The sequence below is a fragment of the Seohaeicola saemankumensis genome, assembly GCF_042678485.1.
GTDB lineage: Bacteria > Pseudomonadota > Alphaproteobacteria > Rhodobacterales > Rhodobacteraceae > Seohaeicola > Seohaeicola saemankumensis.
In genome coordinates this window covers 313012-328462 of the sequence record NZ_JBHTKR010000001.1, presented here as the reverse complement: position 1 = coordinate 328462, position 15451 = coordinate 313012, and the positions used below count along the sequence as shown (strand labels likewise).

14 protein-coding genes and 1 tRNA gene are annotated in these 15451 nt (G+C 59.3%); 4 read left to right on the top strand and 11 right to left on the bottom strand.

What is annotated here, in order from left to right; translation table 11 throughout:
* Window positions 1-19: 19 nt before the first annotated feature.
* Window positions 20-1216, bottom strand: coding sequence for a pyridoxal-phosphate-dependent aminotransferase family protein (locus ACFQ3C_RS01580; RefSeq protein WP_380788571.1), 1197 nt, complete (start codon window positions 1214-1216; stop codon window positions 20-22).
* Between the two features lie 143 nt (window positions 1217-1359).
* Between ACFQ3C_RS01580 and ACFQ3C_RS01575 the strand changes: the two genes are divergently transcribed.
* A complete protein-coding gene (locus ACFQ3C_RS01575) occupies window positions 1360-2034 on the top strand; it encodes a fused DSP-PTPase phosphatase/NAD kinase-like protein (RefSeq protein ID WP_380788569.1) in 675 nt (224 codons plus the stop codon).
* Window positions 2035-2100: 66 nt separating this feature from the next.
* On the top strand, window positions 2101-2838 hold the full coding sequence (ygfZ, locus tag ACFQ3C_RS01570) for a CAF17-like 4Fe-4S cluster assembly/insertion protein YgfZ (protein ID WP_380788567.1): 738 nt from the start codon (window positions 2101-2103) through the stop codon (window positions 2836-2838).
* Between the two features lie 125 nt (window positions 2839-2963).
* Here the strand turns inward: ygfZ and efp are convergent, their stop codons facing one another.
* Window positions 2964-3527: an elongation factor P gene (gene efp / locus ACFQ3C_RS01565; protein ID WP_380788565.1), complete on the bottom strand. Its 564-nt coding sequence runs from the start codon at window positions 3525-3527 to the stop codon at window positions 2964-2966.
* Window positions 3528-3738: 211 nt separating this feature from the next.
* Here efp and ACFQ3C_RS01560 point away from each other — a divergent pair, with 211 nt between their 5' ends.
* Window positions 3739-4059 carry a DUF6280 family protein gene (locus ACFQ3C_RS01560; RefSeq protein WP_380788563.1) on the top strand — a complete coding sequence of 107 codons (321 nt, stop codon included), beginning with the start codon at window positions 3739-3741 and terminating at the stop codon, window positions 4057-4059.
* 117 nt (window positions 4060-4176) lie between these two features.
* Here ACFQ3C_RS01560 and ACFQ3C_RS01555 read toward each other — a convergent pair whose 3' ends face one another.
* The 3 genes from ACFQ3C_RS01555 to ACFQ3C_RS01545 form a co-directional block, all read right to left on the bottom strand.
* Complete coding sequence (locus tag ACFQ3C_RS01555) at window positions 4177-5151, bottom strand: hypothetical protein (protein ID WP_380788561.1); 975 nt, start codon at window positions 5149-5151, stop codon at window positions 4177-4179.
* A gap of 72 nt (window positions 5152-5223) precedes the next feature.
* Window positions 5224-6684, bottom strand: coding sequence for a TolC family outer membrane protein (locus tag ACFQ3C_RS01550; RefSeq protein ID WP_380788559.1), 1461 nt, complete (start codon window positions 6682-6684; stop codon window positions 5224-5226).
* 56 nt (window positions 6685-6740) lie between these two features.
* Entirely contained in the window at window positions 6741-7394 is a 654-nt protein-coding gene (locus tag ACFQ3C_RS01545; RefSeq protein WP_380788557.1) for a protein-L-isoaspartate O-methyltransferase family protein, read from the bottom strand.
* A gap of 168 nt (window positions 7395-7562) precedes the next feature.
* Between ACFQ3C_RS01545 and ACFQ3C_RS01540 the strand changes: the two genes are divergently transcribed.
* Window positions 7563-7636: transfer RNA gene (locus ACFQ3C_RS01540), tRNA-Cys, on the top strand.
* Window positions 7637-7716: 80 nt separating this feature from the next.
* On the opposite strand, the gene ACFQ3C_RS01535 is transcribed toward ACFQ3C_RS01540, so the two are convergent.
* From ACFQ3C_RS01535 to ACFQ3C_RS01510, 6 genes are all read right to left on the bottom strand, one after another.
* Entirely contained in the window at window positions 7717-8730 is a 1014-nt protein-coding gene (locus tag ACFQ3C_RS01535) for a tyrosine-type recombinase/integrase (RefSeq protein ID WP_380788555.1), read from the bottom strand.
* Between the two features lie 915 nt (window positions 8731-9645).
* A complete protein-coding gene (locus ACFQ3C_RS01530) occupies window positions 9646-11100 on the bottom strand; it encodes a phage major capsid protein (RefSeq protein WP_380788553.1) in 1455 nt (484 codons plus the stop codon).
* On the bottom strand, window positions 11093-11725 hold the full coding sequence (locus ACFQ3C_RS01525; protein WP_380788551.1) for a head maturation protease, ClpP-related: 633 nt from the start codon (window positions 11723-11725) through the stop codon (window positions 11093-11095). Before ACFQ3C_RS01525 ends, ACFQ3C_RS01530 begins: the two co-directional genes overlap by 8 nt.
* Window positions 11722-12333: a hypothetical protein gene (locus ACFQ3C_RS01520; RefSeq protein WP_380788549.1), complete on the bottom strand. Its 612-nt coding sequence runs from the start codon at window positions 12331-12333 to the stop codon at window positions 11722-11724. Before ACFQ3C_RS01520 ends, ACFQ3C_RS01525 begins: the two co-directional genes overlap by 4 nt.
* Window positions 12334-12866: 533 nt before the next feature.
* Window positions 12867-14957, bottom strand: a complete 2091-nt coding sequence (locus ACFQ3C_RS01515) for an acyltransferase family protein (protein ID WP_380788547.1) — start codon at window positions 14955-14957, stop codon at window positions 12867-12869.
* A gap of 196 nt (window positions 14958-15153) precedes the next feature.
* Window positions 15154-15429 (bottom strand): hypothetical protein, encoded by a 276-nt coding sequence (locus ACFQ3C_RS01510; protein WP_380788545.1) that lies wholly within the window; start codon window positions 15427-15429, stop codon window positions 15154-15156.
* Window positions 15430-15451 lie beyond the last annotated feature (22 nt).

Sequence of the window (15451 nt, the reverse complement as noted above, 5' to 3'; positions counted from 1 at the left end):
CCCCGCAGCCCGTGATCGGCTAGCCGCGGGCCATCATCGCCGCCGCCGCATCCAGCGCCCCCGCCCCATGGGGAATGTCCAGCGCCACGAAACCGGCCTGTATCGCCCCCAGCGCGCCCATGACCATATGCGCGTTCACATGTCCCATATGGCCGATCCGGAAAAAGCCGTGCCACTCAGGATCGCCCGGTTCCGCCATGCCCAATCCGATACCCAGCGTCACGCCCGCCTGGTGTTCCGTCCATTTGCGCAAAGAGGTGCCATGCGGCGCACCGATCCTGAGCGAGGTCACCGCCCGGCTGCGATGGGCAACATCGGCGATGTTCAATTCCATCGGCCCGCCCTGGCCCCAGGCGTCACAGGCGGCCCAGATCGCGCGGGCCAGCGTGTCATGGCGCGCCCAGATCGCCTCGATCCCTTCTGCATGGATCATGTCCAGCGCGGCGCGCAGCCCGTAAAGGTGATGGGTCGGCGCAGTACCGCCCGAATATTGAAAGAAGTATTCGGGATTGGCGCGCGGCACCCAGTCCCAGTAGCGGCTGACCCGTTCCATCCGCGCGCGTGCGTCCGCGGCGCGCGGACCGAAGAACACGAAGCCCAGCCCCGGCGGCACCATGATCCCCTTCTGGCTGGCGGCTACCATCACGTCCACGCCCCAGGCGTCCATCTCGAAACGATCGCAGCCCAGTGACGCGATGCAATCGGCCATCAACAGCGCCGGATGCCCCGCCGCGTCCAGGGCGGCGCGCAGCCCGGCAATGTCGTTCAGCACCGAGCTTGACGTATCCACATGGCTGGCCAGCACGGCCTTGATCCGGTGACCGGTATCGGCGCGCAGCGCATCCTCGATCCGGTTCAGATCGAAGGGGCTGCGTTTGCCAAAGTCGATCACCTGCACATCGCAGCCCAGACCCGCCGCCATATCGCCCCAGCCATGCCCGAAACGCCCCGTCGCAGGCACCAGCACCCGATCACCCGGGGCGACCACATTGGCCAGCGCCGCCTCCCATGCCGCATGACCATTGCCGATGTAGAAGGTCGCGGCATGCTCGGTGCGGGCCACGCGCCGCAGATCGGGGATCAGGCTGTCGGTCAGCGCGACCAGATCGCCCTCATAGATATTGGGCGCAGACCGGTGCATCGCGCGCAGCACCTCCTCGGGCATGACCGAGGGGCCGGGAATGGCAAGATAAGGGCGACCGTGGGCAAGGCTCATGTCGTTTCTCCGGAACGGTGACGGCGCGACACTACCCCCTTGCCGGGCAGCGTCAATCTCTGGCGTCCTGCCCCGGCGGCAAACTTGCCAGCGCGGCCCCAAGACATTACATCATCGCCCAGAGAAAAGGCCAAAGGATCACGATGAACCCGCTTTCCCGACTGCTGCGTAGGGACCGCCCGGCGCGGCTGCCAACGGAAGGCGATCTGTCCGATCCCGGTCAGAGGCGTCGCGCCTTCTGGGCCTATCAGTTCATGGATCACGCGATCCTGCGCCATCTGTGGAGCAATTTCGACCAGATCGCGCCGGGGGTCTACAGGTCGAATCAACCGGGGCACTGGCGGTTGAAACGCTATCGCGACATGGGCATCCGCACCGTGCTTTACCTGCGCGCCTCCTCCGAGAAATGGGCCTTTCACTTCGAACGCGAAAGCCTTGAGGCCCTGGGCATGACCATGATCAGCGCGCCCCTGCATTCCCGCAGCGCCCCCACGCGCGAGGCCGTGCAAAGCCTGATCGCGGCCTTTCGCACCATCGACAGGCCCTTCCTGATGCATTGCAAATCGGGCGCGGATCGCGCGGGCCTGGCCAGCGCCATCTACCTGATGGTGATGTTGGGCAAGGATGTGCAGGCCGCGCGCCGGATGCTGTCGCCGCGCTATATTCACCTGCGGTTCACAAAGACCGGCGTTCTGGACATGATGCTGGACTGGTACGAGGCGCGCAATGCCGAAGGCCCGATCGGGTTCGAGGACTGGATCGCCCATGAATACGACGCGGCCGCCCTGCAAGCGGCCTTTGACGCAGGCCGCCGTTGAGCCCCTGTTGCAGCCCGCCACCGCGCCCCATATCCTGACCATGCCTGACCCAGGACCATCAACGCCATGACACGACGCATCTACCGCCTCAGCGGGGCCGACGCCCGCCATTTCCTTCAGGGTTTGATCACCAATGACATCGCCGCAATCGACCGTGGCGCGCTGGTCTATGCCGCGATGCTGACGCCGCAGGGCAAATACATTGCGGATTTCTTCCTCAAGGCCGAGGGTGCGGATATCCTGCTGGACGTGGATGCCGCGATTGGCCCCGCGCTGGCCCAACGCCTGACGATGTACAAGCTGCGCGCCGATGTGCGGATCGAGGAAACCGCCCTGACCGTGCGGCGCGGCACCGGCCCTGCGCCAGACGGCGCGCTGCCCGATCCGCGCCATGCAGACCTTGGCTGGCGACTTTACGGCGCGACGGGGGGCGATGACGGCACCGATTGGGATGCCATCCGCGTGGCGCATTGCATCCCCGAGACGGGCATCGAACTGACGCCCGAGACATATATCCTGGAAGCCGGGTTCGAGCGTCTGCATGGCGTCGATTTCCGCAAGGGCTGCTATGTCGGGCAGGAAGTGACCGCGCGGATTAAGCACAAGACCGAGCTGCGCAAGGGGCTGGTGCGGGTCGCGGTGACCGGCGCGGCCCCCGTGGGAACCGAGATCACCGCAGGCGAAAAATCTGCCGGCACGCTCTATACCCAGGCCGGGGGGCAGGCCATCGCCTATCTGCGGCTGGATCGCGCCATGGGGCCGATGCAGGCGGGCGCGGCACAGGTGACGCTTTTGCAGGACTGAACCCGGGGCAAGCCTGGAAAGCCTTGCATTTGATGCATGACGCTGCGTCACGACATCATCGGACCGGGCAAAAAGAAAACCGCCCCCAGAGGGGCGGTTTCACGTCTCTGATCGTCCGAAACGCGTCAGGCGCGTTCGACATATTCCATCAATTCAGTGTTCACGATCACATCTTCATCCGGCCCGACGAAGGGCGGCACCAGGATGCGAACGCCATTGTCCAGAATTGCCGGCTTGAAGCTGTTGGCCGCGGTCTGGCCTTTCACAACCGGTTCCGTCTCGGCGATGCGGCAGGTCACTTTCTGCGGCAGCGTCGCGTTCAGCGCTTCCTGATCGTAGTATTCGATATGGACCATCATGCCATCCTGCAGGAAGGGGCGGCGCTCTCCCAGGATCTCGACAGGCAGTTCGATCTGCTCGTAAGTCTCTGAATCCATGAAGACAAGCATGCCGTCCTGCTCATAGAGGAACTGCTGGTCCTTCTGGTCCAGGCGCACGCGCTCGACCTTGTCCGCGCTGCGGAAGCGTTCGTTCAGCTTGGACCCGTTACGCAGGTTGCGCATTTCGACCTGGGCAAAGGCACCGCCCTTGCCGGGCTTCACATGATCGACTTTCACCGCGGCCCACAGACCGCCATTATGCTCCAGCACGTTGCCGGGGCGAATTTCGTTTCCGTTGATTTTGGGCATGGGTAAACCTGACCAGAAGGTTGATGAATATCTGGGCGCACCTATATCTGGGGTTCACCTGCGTGGCAAGCAGACGAAATACAGGCAAAAACGCATGGAGCCATGCACCGCGCGCATGACAGCCATGTTTTTACAGCCTATCCGAATCGGATCCGATCCGTCATAAGGAGCGCCACGCCTGAAACGCAAGAGCAATAACAAAGGACGAATCATGAAGGATTTCGTTGACGGCACTGCCTTCAATAATGAGCAGGGCAACCGTGCGCGTAAACTGTTTGCGGCCGTCGTGCTGGCCGCTTTGGATGATGCGATCGCTGATGACAAGAAATACGGCAACGGCCCCGAGCAGATCGCCCGGTGGGCACGCTCGCGCGATGGCCGCGAAGTGCTGTCCTGCGCCGGGATCGATCCCAACGAGCGCGTTGTGACCGGCCTGATGGATTTCGTTGCCAAAGGTGTACGCACCTCCGTCGCGCTGTCGCGCGAGGAAAGCGAGCGTCGCAACGCCGCGCAGCAAGCCGAAGCAGCCTGATCTCTGGCCCCGCCTGACGGGGCGGGGCAACAGACCGAAACATGCGCCCTTCAGGGGCGCATTTTTCGTTTGGGGTCACGGTTTTTCAGATGATCGGCGCAGGCTTGCCGCAGCCTGTCATTCCAGCTCGTGGCTGGTCAGGGCCCGGTGGATTTCGCGGCGCACCAGCTTGCGGACGTTGCGGGTGATCCGCTCACCCAAGGCACCTTGCAGTTCCTGGCGCACGATTTCAGCCACCAGTTCGCGCAGGCTTTCCTCATCCAGGATGGTTTCATCATCGCGGAAGATGCTGCTGCCGGTCTCGTCGCTGTCACCTGCGTCATAGGCAGCGGCGGTCGCCGTCATCTCCGCATCATCGTATCCGATAGGGTCACGCGAGGAGGCAAAGATGAAATCCGACGGATCGGCGGCGTCATCCGATCCCTCGGTCATCGTATCACCAGCCTCGGGCGCAACCTCGGACGCGGTGTCTGACGCCGTGGATGCCATCGCCCACGCATCATGAGGCGCTGCCTCCTCTGAGGATGCCGCCTGTGCGGCTGCCGCAGCAGCGGCCAGAATGGTGTCCGATCCTGCGTCCGATCCTGCATCCGCTTCTGCGGTGTCAGTCTCGGTATCCGCATCTGTCACGGCTTCGGGGATGTCGGCGATCAGGGCATCTGACAGACGCAGCGGCGCCGCATCATCCGTCTCGTCCAGGTGATCCTCCCAGGCAATCGCAGACAGGTCGGATGCATCCTGTACCTCCGTGTCGGCAGCAGGCGGGTGTGGGTCGGCGGTTTCGGCACTGTCCGGAAAGCCTGCGTCATCCGCCGCGGCGGACCCGTTCAGATCGGATTCGGCCACGTCATCATGCTGTTGCAGCTCCGGGGCCTGCGCGGACTCGTCAGCCACAGCCTCGGCCGATGTCTCATCCGCTGCGGGTGCAGAGACACGCAAGGCGGGCGTCAGCACCAGTTTTCCGGTGGAGGCTTCAGGCACGGCTGGTTCTGCGCGCAGCCCATGCGGACGGACGCGGGCGTCTTCGGACACCAGACGCCGTATAGAGGACAGGACGTCCTCGATTGCCACATTGGTCACAGGATCGCTCATGTCGGATTACCACTCTCGCCTTTTGGCAAGTGTAGCTTTTGCCAGCAGTTCGCACAACAGATAGAGTCTACTTTACTCTCTGCCCAGGGACTTCAGAACCTGGTCAAGCTGGCGCCCCTGCTTGCTGATCTTGCTGGGCGCGCGCTCTACCTGGTTGTAATAGGCGCCGGGGTCGTAGACCTGCACGTTCAGTTGCAGCTTCTGCGCGGTCAATTGGCCCATGGCCGCCAAAAGACCGTAGGCCGCCGCATACTGGTTCGACACTGCCGTGATCCGGTTGGCTTGCGCGTCCAGCAATTCCTGCTCGGCGTTCAGAACGTCCAGCGTGGTGCGGGCACCAAGCGCTGCTTCCTCGCGCACCCCTTCAAAGGCGGTGCGGGCCGCGCGGATCTGCCGGTCGCTTGCCTCGATCGCGGCGCGGGCCACGTCAACACGGGCGAATGCCGTGCTGACATTCTGCGCCACGCGCTGCGTCGCCTCGTACAGCGCCGAACGTGCGGCGGTGCCGCGGTTGATCGCCTGGCGTTCCAGCGCGGAATTGCGCCCGCCCTGGTAGATCGGGCCGGTCAAGCCGATACCGACGCTGCCGCCACGGCTGTAATCACTGTTGTCCAGATCCTCGGTCAGCCCATAGCGCGACTGCAACCGCACCGTCGGTATCGCCGCCGCCTTGGCCACAAGCACCCGCAAATCCGAAACCGCTACCTCGTGCTGCGCGCCCAGGATCTCGGGGTGGCTCCGCATCGCCAGGTCCTGCGCCGCGGCAACCGATGCCGGCCGCGCCGGCAGCGCCGGCGGTGCCGCCAGCGCATTCGCGTCGCGCCCCACGGCGAAACGATAGAAGGCCCGCGCCTCGGCCAGATCGCCTTCGGCCTGGGCCAGCAGCGCATTGGCGCCCGCAAGGCGCGCCTCGGCCAGGGCCACATCTGTCCGGGTCACTTCACCCACTTCGAAACGATCCTGCGCCGCGCGCAACTCTTGCGTGATCACGCGCACGTTGTTGCGCCGCAGCGCCACGATCTCGGTGTTGGACCGCACGTCCATGAAGGCTTGCACGGCCTGCAACAGAATGTTCTGTTCGACACCCAGAAGCGCCTGCCGCGTCGCCAGAACGGATTCCTTGGCGATATCCACACCCATGCGCGAGCGGCCACCGTCATAAAGCACGATCTCGGCCGAGAGGCCGAGCGAGCCACTTGTGTCCTGGGTGCTGCGCACCAGGCCGCCCGTCTGCAAGGAACGCGCCTCGTTATCGCTATAGGTCACATCAGCAGACCAGCCGATGATCGGGCGCAAGGCCGACAGGGCCACGGCCACGTCTTCATCTGCCGCCCGCAGCAGCGCGCGGTTCTGTTCCAGCAGCCCGCTGTTCGTGTAGGACCCTGCCAGGGCATCGGCCAGGGTCTCGGACAGGGCGGTCACGGGCGCCCCGAAGAACAGCAGCCCGGCGACCACACCCGCCACGAACCTGTGCACGCCAGCCCCCTTGCTGCGGTTGTCGGTTGCCGCTTCGGTCTTGGTCATCCGTGCCATGGTCCTGTCCCGTCACCTGGTCTGTGGGGCGCTGCGTTCAGGCCCCTGTTGGCCCTTCACAGGCTGAAAGCAGCCTGTTTCTCGAATCCCGCCAGCACCGGCGCACTGGCATTGAAGGCAAAGCGCCAGCTGATACCGCCGTCCAGCTTGTAGCCGATACGCACGACACCCAGCGCGCCCTCCATGAACAGGCAGGCGATGCGCCCGCCATCCTTCAACTGGTCAAGGACCGACGCGGGCAGTTCGGCAACCGCGCCCTCGATCACGATCACGTCGTAGGGCCCGTGCTGTGCGGCCCCTTCTGCCAGCGGTCCCTGGTGCAGAATGACGTTGTCGGCACCCTCGCGCGACAGGATCTCCTGTGCCTCCGAGGCAAGCTCCTCGACGCTTTCAACCGCGACGACAGCTTCGGCCAGGCGCGCAATCACGGCAGAGGAATAGCCAAGCCCGCATCCCAGATCCAGCACCAGCTCGTCGCGCTGTACATCCAGCGCATCCAGCATCTTGGCCAGCGTCCGCGGCTCAAGCATCACGCGGCCAGCACCCAGATCAAGGTTCTCGCCAACATATGCCGCCTCGCGGCGGCTGTCGGGCACGAATTCCTCTCTGGGAATCGAAAGCATCGCTTCGATGATGGGGAATTTGGTCACATCCGAGGGTCTGACCTGCGTATCCACCATGGTGGTCCGGCGCGTGGCGTAGTCTGTCATCAGCTAAACTCTTCTGTTCAGTCTCTACTTTCGTCTTTTGTCACATCGTCCGGGGCTGGGCAACGGGAATGCGCCCCCCTGTCCGATCTGCCGCAGATCGTGCCCTCGGATCACGTCAGGGGCCTTGCAGCGGTCCGCAATATCCGCTAGGTCCATCGCCATCTCGGCGGCGGGTTGGCGGAGAGGTTACGCAGCGGATTGCAAATCCGTGTAGACCGGTTCGATTCCGGTACCCGCCTCCAAGGATTTCAATGGGTTAGTGTTTTTTCTGCTCATTGGGTATCACCTCTGGTATCACGTTCTTGTTCCGGTCCTGTTCTGTTCAGTGCCGCTTGAGTCGTGCTTGCTTTGCCCTCATTTGCTGGCGCGCCTCTCCTGCATACTTCGCGATCATCGCTTTCGTGGTGTGCCCGCTGTAGCTTGCGATCTCGTCATCGTCACATCCAGCCCAAGCCAATTCCATGACACCGCGATAACGCAGCGCGTGAAGGTCATAAGCAGCCAAGCCAAGACGCTTGCGCTCCGAGAGCATCAGATGGGCAATGTAGTAATAGCCCATCGCGCCGCCTGTCGGCTTGCACAGGATTGGGCGAGACGGTAGCGGCGTGAACCCCAAGTCCGCCTTGGCCTTCTCTAACGCCGCTTTCAGATGTTCCGTGCATGGCAGGGTCAGCGGAATGTCAGTCTTGTTCTGCCTCAGGGTCAACGATCCATCGCCTGACGGGTCATAGTCGCCCCAAGTAAATCCCGGCCAGTCGCCGGGGCGCTGAACTGTACCAACTCCGATTTCAAATATCAGTCGCGCAAGGTCCGAAGCTTCGGCACGAAACTTATCCACTGCCGCGTCTGGCCATGGGACGTGCGGCTTTCGCTTCGTCTTCGGCATTGCCTTGGGTGAAACACCGATTGCCGGGTTGTCCGACCTCCAGCGCTTTTTCACGGCCACCTTTGACAGCATTGAAATTGCGGTGGCGATGTAATTTGCAAACCTGACCCGATGACGGTTCGCCTCCATCGCGTCGTAAATGTCCGCCTGGGTCAGTCTTGCTACGTCCATCTTGCCCATCTTCACAATCAGGTAGGCAAACACGGGTTCAAGGTCTTTACGGTATCGCGGCGACAGATCGGCCCACTCGTCGGACTGAAGCACTATCTCAATCAGCGCCTTCCAAGAGCGTTTTGACTCGGCCCGCTTTCCGGTCATTATTTCCCAATATTGAGCGTCAAACTCTGCCGTGCCTTCCGGGTGCAGCATCCGCACCAGCAGTTTTGGGTTTTTTCGCCGGAAATAGACGCGCCCCTTTGGATGGTTCCAGAGATATTTTTTGCGCTTCACCACTGTATGCCTCCGCCTTCTATCGCTTCGCCGCTGCCGATATGTCGTAGGGTATCCACATGCCACCGCACACAGCCCGGCCCGATTTCTTTACCTTTGGGCAAGTGTCCCGCCTCCACCAGCGCGCGAAACTCGGCAGGCTTCATATCCAGAAGCTTTGCCGCGGTTGTTTCGCATGCAAGGATGAGGGCGGGATTAGCCATCAGTCCGACGCCCCAGTATGTGCCGCCCGAGACAACACACCGATCTGATTGTAAATTAATTGGTTAGCATCAAGATCCACGTAGCGGACCCTAGACCGTGTCGCCTGGGTGATTGCTGCAGCCTGATTTGCCATAATCTAGATCCCGTCTTGCGGTTCTGTTTTTCAACGCCCCCTGAAAACAAAGGCGGGGACAAACCTAATCTGTATTGGCCTTAAAATTGTGCGCCATACATATTGCACATACTTGCACTAAAGGGATCTTTCGTCAAGTGTGCGTCATGGCCGTAGCACTTATATTCAGCCATAAACCTGCTGATGCTTTGAAAAGCCAGCCTCGTGGGCTGCATCCTCACGCAATGGGAGGTAATTACCCCCTCCCCTTTGCCATACCGAGCGCCCTGCCCTGGCTCAATCTGATTGAGCAATCCACCAGCCCGGCGCACAGCCCGCGCACGGATGCACTTCTCCATATCCTCTAGTTGGGTGTCGTCCTGCGATTTTAGGTAAGTTCCGGGTGTTTCGCACCCCAGCGGACCAAGGCGGAGGGAGGGTGCGAAACTTTTCGAGGCCCGACCCTCGCCAATGACGGCCCCCCGCTCGGCTGGATACGCAAGGAGATTGTGCCCCAACCGGTTCTTGTGCCAAGCACCCGTTAGGATGCCCAGCGGTTCAAATGACCGGACGCGATCGCCGCGCCCGGTCGGATCGTGTTATGCGCCAGGGTTGCGGAACCAGGTCGCGGTTTCGATGAACTTGGCGTCCAGCGCCCAGGTCAGGCGGAACTCCATCCCCAGGGTGTTCCACCCGGCCCGCGACTCCACGCGAGGGGTGCGCTGGCCGTCCAGGAAGGCGTGTGCAAGGCCATCGTGGCGGGCGGGGTTGCCGATCAGATACCATGCGGCATCATCGCTCAGGCCCGGCTCTACGATGATCTCCAGCGTTCCGCTGAACGGGTTCACATCGTCGGACGTGGCTGCGTTAATCGCTGCCACCACCTGTTGCGCGGCTGTCTCCAGTTCTGCCGGAACCACCAGCGCCCAGGGATCAACCGGGCGCAGTTCGCCCTTGAGGCCGGTCATCTTCCGAAGGGCAAGGCGCGCCTCGGTCAAGCTAGTGATCGAGATCGTCGCACCTGTCCCGGCAAGGTTGCCGTGGTCAACGTGGAACATCGTCTTGGTGTCGGACATGAACTGACCGTTGCCGCTGTTGGCCGCGATCGGTGCCAGAAGAACCTGGCGCAGTCGCTCGACCGCGCCTTCGGTCATCTTGCTGGAAATGTTGCTCATCAACCGGATTGCGGTCGAGTCGTTTTGCAAGGCTTGGTTCGAGATGTTGAAACCGCTGGCAAAGTCGCGGACGGTCGGCAGTGCCTCGCCCTTCTCTTCCATGGTCACGAACTGGATCTCGCCGCCTTCGGCCACTTCCTGCGGCATGCCAGAAGCGGACAGCGACAGCGCGTTTCCGGCGCGGTAATCTTCCCTGGCGACCTCATGCGAGGCGCGCACCAGGTCAGGCATGCGCTGTTCGATCTGGCGCGCAACATCGTTGGAAATCGAGCCTTCCAGGATCAGCGGAAAATCGGGCGTGGTGTGCGAGGCCATGCGAATTGCATCGGCATAGTCGAAAGGCTTCAGGCCCGCGTTGCGGCAAGACTGCATCGCGATCTCGCCCATGCTGAACTGTGCGGCATCTCGGCCCATTGCCGTTGCCTCTTTCGGGTTCAAACGCGCGGACAGGCCCGCGGTCATCTTCGCGCAAAACCCGTCGCCATGATCCCAGGAATGCCCGACTGTGGCCGTTGTGCGGTTGATGAACTCTACCGGCTTTTCCGTCTCGGCCTTCACCTTGCGGCGCGTCAGAATATCATCCAGGGCAATTTCTTCGATCGCCTTGGCCTTCATGCGAGTTTCACTTGCGGCATCTTCCGACGACAGCGATGCCAGCGCATTCCGAAGAATTTCGTTGCCCTCATCCAGGCTCAAACCTGCCAGTTCGGCGGCAAAGTGGATGCGGCCTGCGGAGTTGCGAAGACCTTCAGCCATCTGCACATCACCCGTGACGGACAGAACCGCGTCAGCGATAGAGCCATCGAGTTTGTTCTTGCCGTAGTGGGCGCGCACTCGCGCAAGATCCCGCGCGGCGGGAGGGGTTTCTTGGTCAAGCATGAATCTTGCCTTTCTCTGAAACATTAGACGATCCGGTCGCCCATCCGTTTTGCTGCGCAATCCGCATCAGGTGTGCGGGCGCGTGGCGGAACCTGCCGTAATCGAACTGTGCATAAGCGACCGGATCTTGCCCTCCCTCGACCCGGTCACAGAAATTCAGGGCCAGCGCCTCTTCGGAACTCAGCCAGGTTTCGTCTTTCATCCAGCGCCGGATTGACTGTTCGGAATTGCCGCTCAGGCGCGCATAGGCGGCGGCGTAGATCGCCGTGAACTTGTCCAGGTTGTCGGCGGCGGTTCGAAAATCTTTCGACGTGCCAAAGACCATTGATGCAGGCTCGTGGATCATGACCATCGCATCGCGGTGCATGACCACTTCCCGCCCCCCAAGCATCAGCAGAGAGGCCGCACTAGCGGCCATGCCGATCACCCGGCAGACCGCGTTGCCGTGACGCTCGATCTCGGCCAGCATGGCCGCGCCATCGACGGCGCCTCCACCCGGCGAGTTGATGATGATTTCGGGCGCGGCTGGCGCAGGGTTTGCGCGAAGGAAATTGCCCAGCGGTTCAGGGCGACAGTTTTCGAAACCGATCTCGCCGAAGACCATGAAGGGCGCGGGATTGCTCATAGGGAATCCCCCTCTTCTGTCTCGGCATCTTTGATCTTGTAAATCTTCCGACCGTCCAAAACGAAGCCAGCGGCCTCTGCCCTCTCCTTCAAAATCAGATAGGCCTCTGCAAGAGCAACCACTGCTACATTGATAACGCCGGTGCTGCGCTCGATAGAGCGTCCGCCACGGGTTTGCTTTTCTTGTCCAGCAAGTTCGCCCTTTGCCGCAAAGGTGTTCGCTATTTCTTCAAATGTGCCAGTAGACAGCAGCTCAGTTTCTTTCCAATTTCGCCCAACCCAGCTGTCGAACTCCAGGGTGACGATGTTTGCGATGAACAAGGGCTGGACCCCTTTGCCCTTGTCGATACCATCCAAGAATTTGTTAACTACATGCAGGTTGTCGCGAACCAGTTCCGCAGCTCTGTCGGCGTGAATGTTCATTCCAGAAAGCATTTCAGCCAGCACCAAGGTGAGCGCATGCAGTCCGGTGTAATTCCGGTATCCGGGTTGATCTGCAAACTCAGTATCATCCCAAGGGGTGATCTGGCGATTTTGCAGAGCGCGGATCGTGTCGCGTGTCCGTCCGCTAATCTCGGCCAGTGCAGTCAGGCGAACAGTGTGTTTCATCTCGGCTCCATTGTGCAAAACGTATATAGCACAATGGGGTATCTAGGCACCGCTGTCAAGGATTTGCGCGTGGTTTATGACGCACAAATTATCGGTCCCGCCACCCGCTGCTTAAGCGCGACAACCAGAATTGCTGTTATATTATAACAACCCCCTTTGAATGCACTGTGCCTAGAAACGGATCGGGCCTGCCGACCCACATACCGTTTCAGTCGTGGAAGGACCCGCGATGCAAAGCTAACCGAAGGGAGTTCGATAAAGTGTTCGGCTCAAGGTCGACCTTAGCTGCGCTTATAGAAAAGGCCCGATAGGCGGATTAAAGCGAATATGGTCACTTCGGACTTCAGGACTGCTTTTGAGCATCGCAACGACAGCATCATCTGGCTAGAGCCAATGGAAACTGGCATAGATCCCGGAAATCTCAAAAGCATATGAAATGGCCATACAAAACCACCTAACCGATTGCTCTCCAAATCGACTTTCGAAACTTAAAAGTCCAACCGGGAAGCATATGGGGCATTCACCGTCTTAACTCAAAACGACCTTTCAACTCGGATCACGATGATTAGATCTGGTTTTTTCTTTGCACTAGTAAGGTCCTGTGGAAGTGTGCTCAGTTTCGAATTCCAGTGCCCAAGATAATGGACCTCCTTAAAGGTAGCGTTGATGTAGGGCGCTATAGCATTTGTAAAGGAATCACCGATAATCCATACAGTCTGCTCAGATAGTGGTGCATTGTTCATCACAATCTCAGTGCGGCCAAAGGACGTTTCTGGCTGGTTCGCAAGATGCTTGGTTTCCAAGTCTGGATCGCGGGCCCATTCGATTTGCCAATTATCGCCAGCTGTAATGGGAAAGCTCTCAAGCTCAGAGATCGCGATTAAATCACCTGAGTGCGACTTGCCTTCTCGGAATGATACTTCAGGAACGCGCCAGCCCATGCGCTCTGCCAAAATTGAGAAGACACGAAATGCTCCCTTATTGTTCCAGTGCGTGTCTGTTCTGTAATACAACAGACCAGAGCTTTCTTTGGTGCGCAGCAAGCCTTCGACTGGATCAACGACAGTCAGATTTGGAATAGCGTTAAATCGCTCAGTGAAAAAAGTCACGTAGCGCCGCCCAGAAGGTTCGATCTCATCTGGTAGATACTCCGGATAGATCGTCGATTTATTAGGGCCAATCAACAATACAACCGAAGTGTTTGCCGTTTCCGCAGCTTCAGTCAAGTTTGCAAAAAGACTTGCTTCCCGCTCAATATTCGCTGGAACAGGAGGAGGGGTGAGCTTTAGTTTTGCAACCGTATCGTTATACGCATTCCCCAAAAAGAGCCACCCATCTTGACCCCGATACCATTTGGAAGATGTGCCATAAATGTGTTCGGCCCCCGGGCGTTTGATGAGTAGGTTTTCGAACGTGTGCGATTCCGAGAAATCCGTTCGACTTATAGCGAGCCCAGTCAGACCTACGAAAATCATCGCTCCCGTCAAACCTACTGACTTCATGCGAACGCACCGTTGTCCAAATCGCAAAGGCCTTTCAATAAACCTGACCGTCAACCAAGCCAGAAAAATTGCCAAAACGACTGCAATAATGCGTGCATCCCTGTGCGGAAGTTCACCACTTTCAACAATTTGAAGAAACGACAGAATGGGCCAGTGCCAAAGATAAAGTGGATAGCTGATCAACCCAAACCAGATCGCAACTGGGTTCATCATAAAGATACGATTGGACCACGCAGTTGCTCCTGCTGCTATGATGAGAATGGCACCGCAAACTGGAACAAGGGCCCAAGTGGACGGGAACGTCACGTTTGAGTTGATCCCCATGAAACCGTACATCAAAAGGCAAAGCCCCCCAAGAGCCATAGCATTTTCGGTAAAGGCGAGCTTTCCAGGCGCGAACGACAAGGGCACCATCCGCTCAACAAAAATGTCGATGCGCATCTTGGCGAGATCTAATACTTCCCGTTTATAGATCATCAGCCAGGCAAGCACACTGCCGCTCAGCATTTCCCAAAAACGGCCGAAGGGCCAAAAGAAAGTCTCGGTCGGGTTCGACTCCACGAAGCGAAAATTGAAATAAAATGACGCCACTGCAACCAAGAGTGTGATCCAGATGAGACTAAAATGTCGCCACCACGCAAGCCATAAAACGACTGGCCAGACGAGATAAAACTGCTCCTCGACGGCTAGACTCCACAAATGAAGCATGGGCTTCGTATCTGCGGCGGTGTCGAAATATCCGCTTTCACCCACAAGTATGAAATTGACGATAAAGGCCGCGCCACTGGCTACGTGCTTTCCAAGTTGTTGAAATTCCTCTGATACTAGGGCGAACCAACCAAAAATGAGAGAGCTGGCCATCACGAGAATGAGGGCCGGAAAAATCCGCCTGATGCGTCTTTGAAAGAAGTCGAGAAAAGAAAAATTGCCTTCATCAAGGCTCGTGAAGATATGAGAAGTAATCAGATAACCACTAATAACGAAAAAAACATCAACTCCGGTGAAGCCACCCGTTAAACCCGCAGGAAATGCGTGATACGAAACAACCGAAAGTACAGCAAAGGCTCGAAGCCCATCTATTTCAGCCCTGTAAGCCGTCTTTGTAGATTCTGTAGAAGACAAAATTTTCTCTTTCTGAAAAAGTCGAAGTTTCGGTCAATTAGACAATCTTGCTCTGCACGTTCAGTCACTACGGTTTACGCAAATATCTAGCTTGTGACGGGTAAACGGATTCAAGAAAGGTGACAAGATGGCGGGTTTGTCCGCTCAGATCACCCTTACCTGCACCGCAGCGAAGGTCCGCTTCCCGCGCCCATGGTCAGGCGCGGCCCGCTGGCCCGACTGTAGCCAGCGCGACGATCTTCTCGTAGGCCTTGCGGCTTGGTAGGTTCTCAACCCGCTCCGCTGCCTGCCTTGCGGCCATCGCTGCCATCGGCCCGCCGTATGTCTCAGCAATCGCGCCGATCGTGTGCGCATGCATCGCGGCCAGGACCACATGCATGGGAATGCCATTTTTAAGCATCAGCTCGATCGCCAGCTTGCGGACTTCTTCGTTGACGATCTCGACTAGTTCGTGGTGTTTTTCGGTGCTCATTTCGCAGTTCCTTTTCCATGAG

What these genes read in the sequence shown, in the direction of transcription:
- ygfZ (WP_380788567.1), top strand. Translation starts at nt 2,101, where the DNA reads ATGACACGACGCATCTACCGCCTCAGCGGGGCCGACGCCCGCCATTTC.
- ACFQ3C_RS01575 (WP_380788569.1), top strand. Translation starts at nt 1,360, where the DNA reads ATGAACCCGCTTTCCCGACTGCTGCGTAGGGACCGCCCGGCGCGGCTG.
- ACFQ3C_RS01520 (WP_380788549.1), bottom strand. Translation starts at nt 12,333, where the DNA reads ATGAAACACACTGTTCGCCTGACTGCACTGGCCGAGATTAGCGGACGG.
- ACFQ3C_RS01510 (WP_380788545.1), bottom strand. Translation starts at nt 15,429, where the DNA reads ATGAGCACCGAAAAACACCACGAACTAGTCGAGATCGTCAACGAAGAA.
- ACFQ3C_RS01530 (WP_380788553.1), bottom strand. Translation starts at nt 11,100, where the DNA reads ATGCTTGACCAAGAAACCCCTCCCGCCGCGCGGGATCTTGCGCGAGTG.
- efp (WP_380788565.1), bottom strand. Translation starts at nt 3,527, where the DNA reads ATGCCCAAAATCAACGGAAACGAAATTCGCCCCGGCAACGTGCTGGAG.
- ACFQ3C_RS01550 (WP_380788559.1), bottom strand. Translation starts at nt 6,684, where the DNA reads ATGGCACGGATGACCAAGACCGAAGCGGCAACCGACAACCGCAGCAAG.
- ACFQ3C_RS01525 (WP_380788551.1), bottom strand. Translation starts at nt 11,725, where the DNA reads ATGAGCAATCCCGCGCCCTTCATGGTCTTCGGCGAGATCGGTTTCGAA.
- ACFQ3C_RS01555 (WP_380788561.1), bottom strand. Translation starts at nt 5,151, where the DNA reads ATGAGCGATCCTGTGACCAATGTGGCAATCGAGGACGTCCTGTCCTCT.
- ACFQ3C_RS01560 (WP_380788563.1), top strand. Translation starts at nt 3,739, where the DNA reads ATGAAGGATTTCGTTGACGGCACTGCCTTCAATAATGAGCAGGGCAAC.
- ACFQ3C_RS01545 (WP_380788557.1), bottom strand. Translation starts at nt 7,394, where the DNA reads ATGACAGACTACGCCACGCGCCGGACCACCATGGTGGATACGCAGGTC.
- ACFQ3C_RS01580 (WP_380788571.1), bottom strand. Translation starts at nt 1,216, where the DNA reads ATGAGCCTTGCCCACGGTCGCCCTTATCTTGCCATTCCCGGCCCCTCG.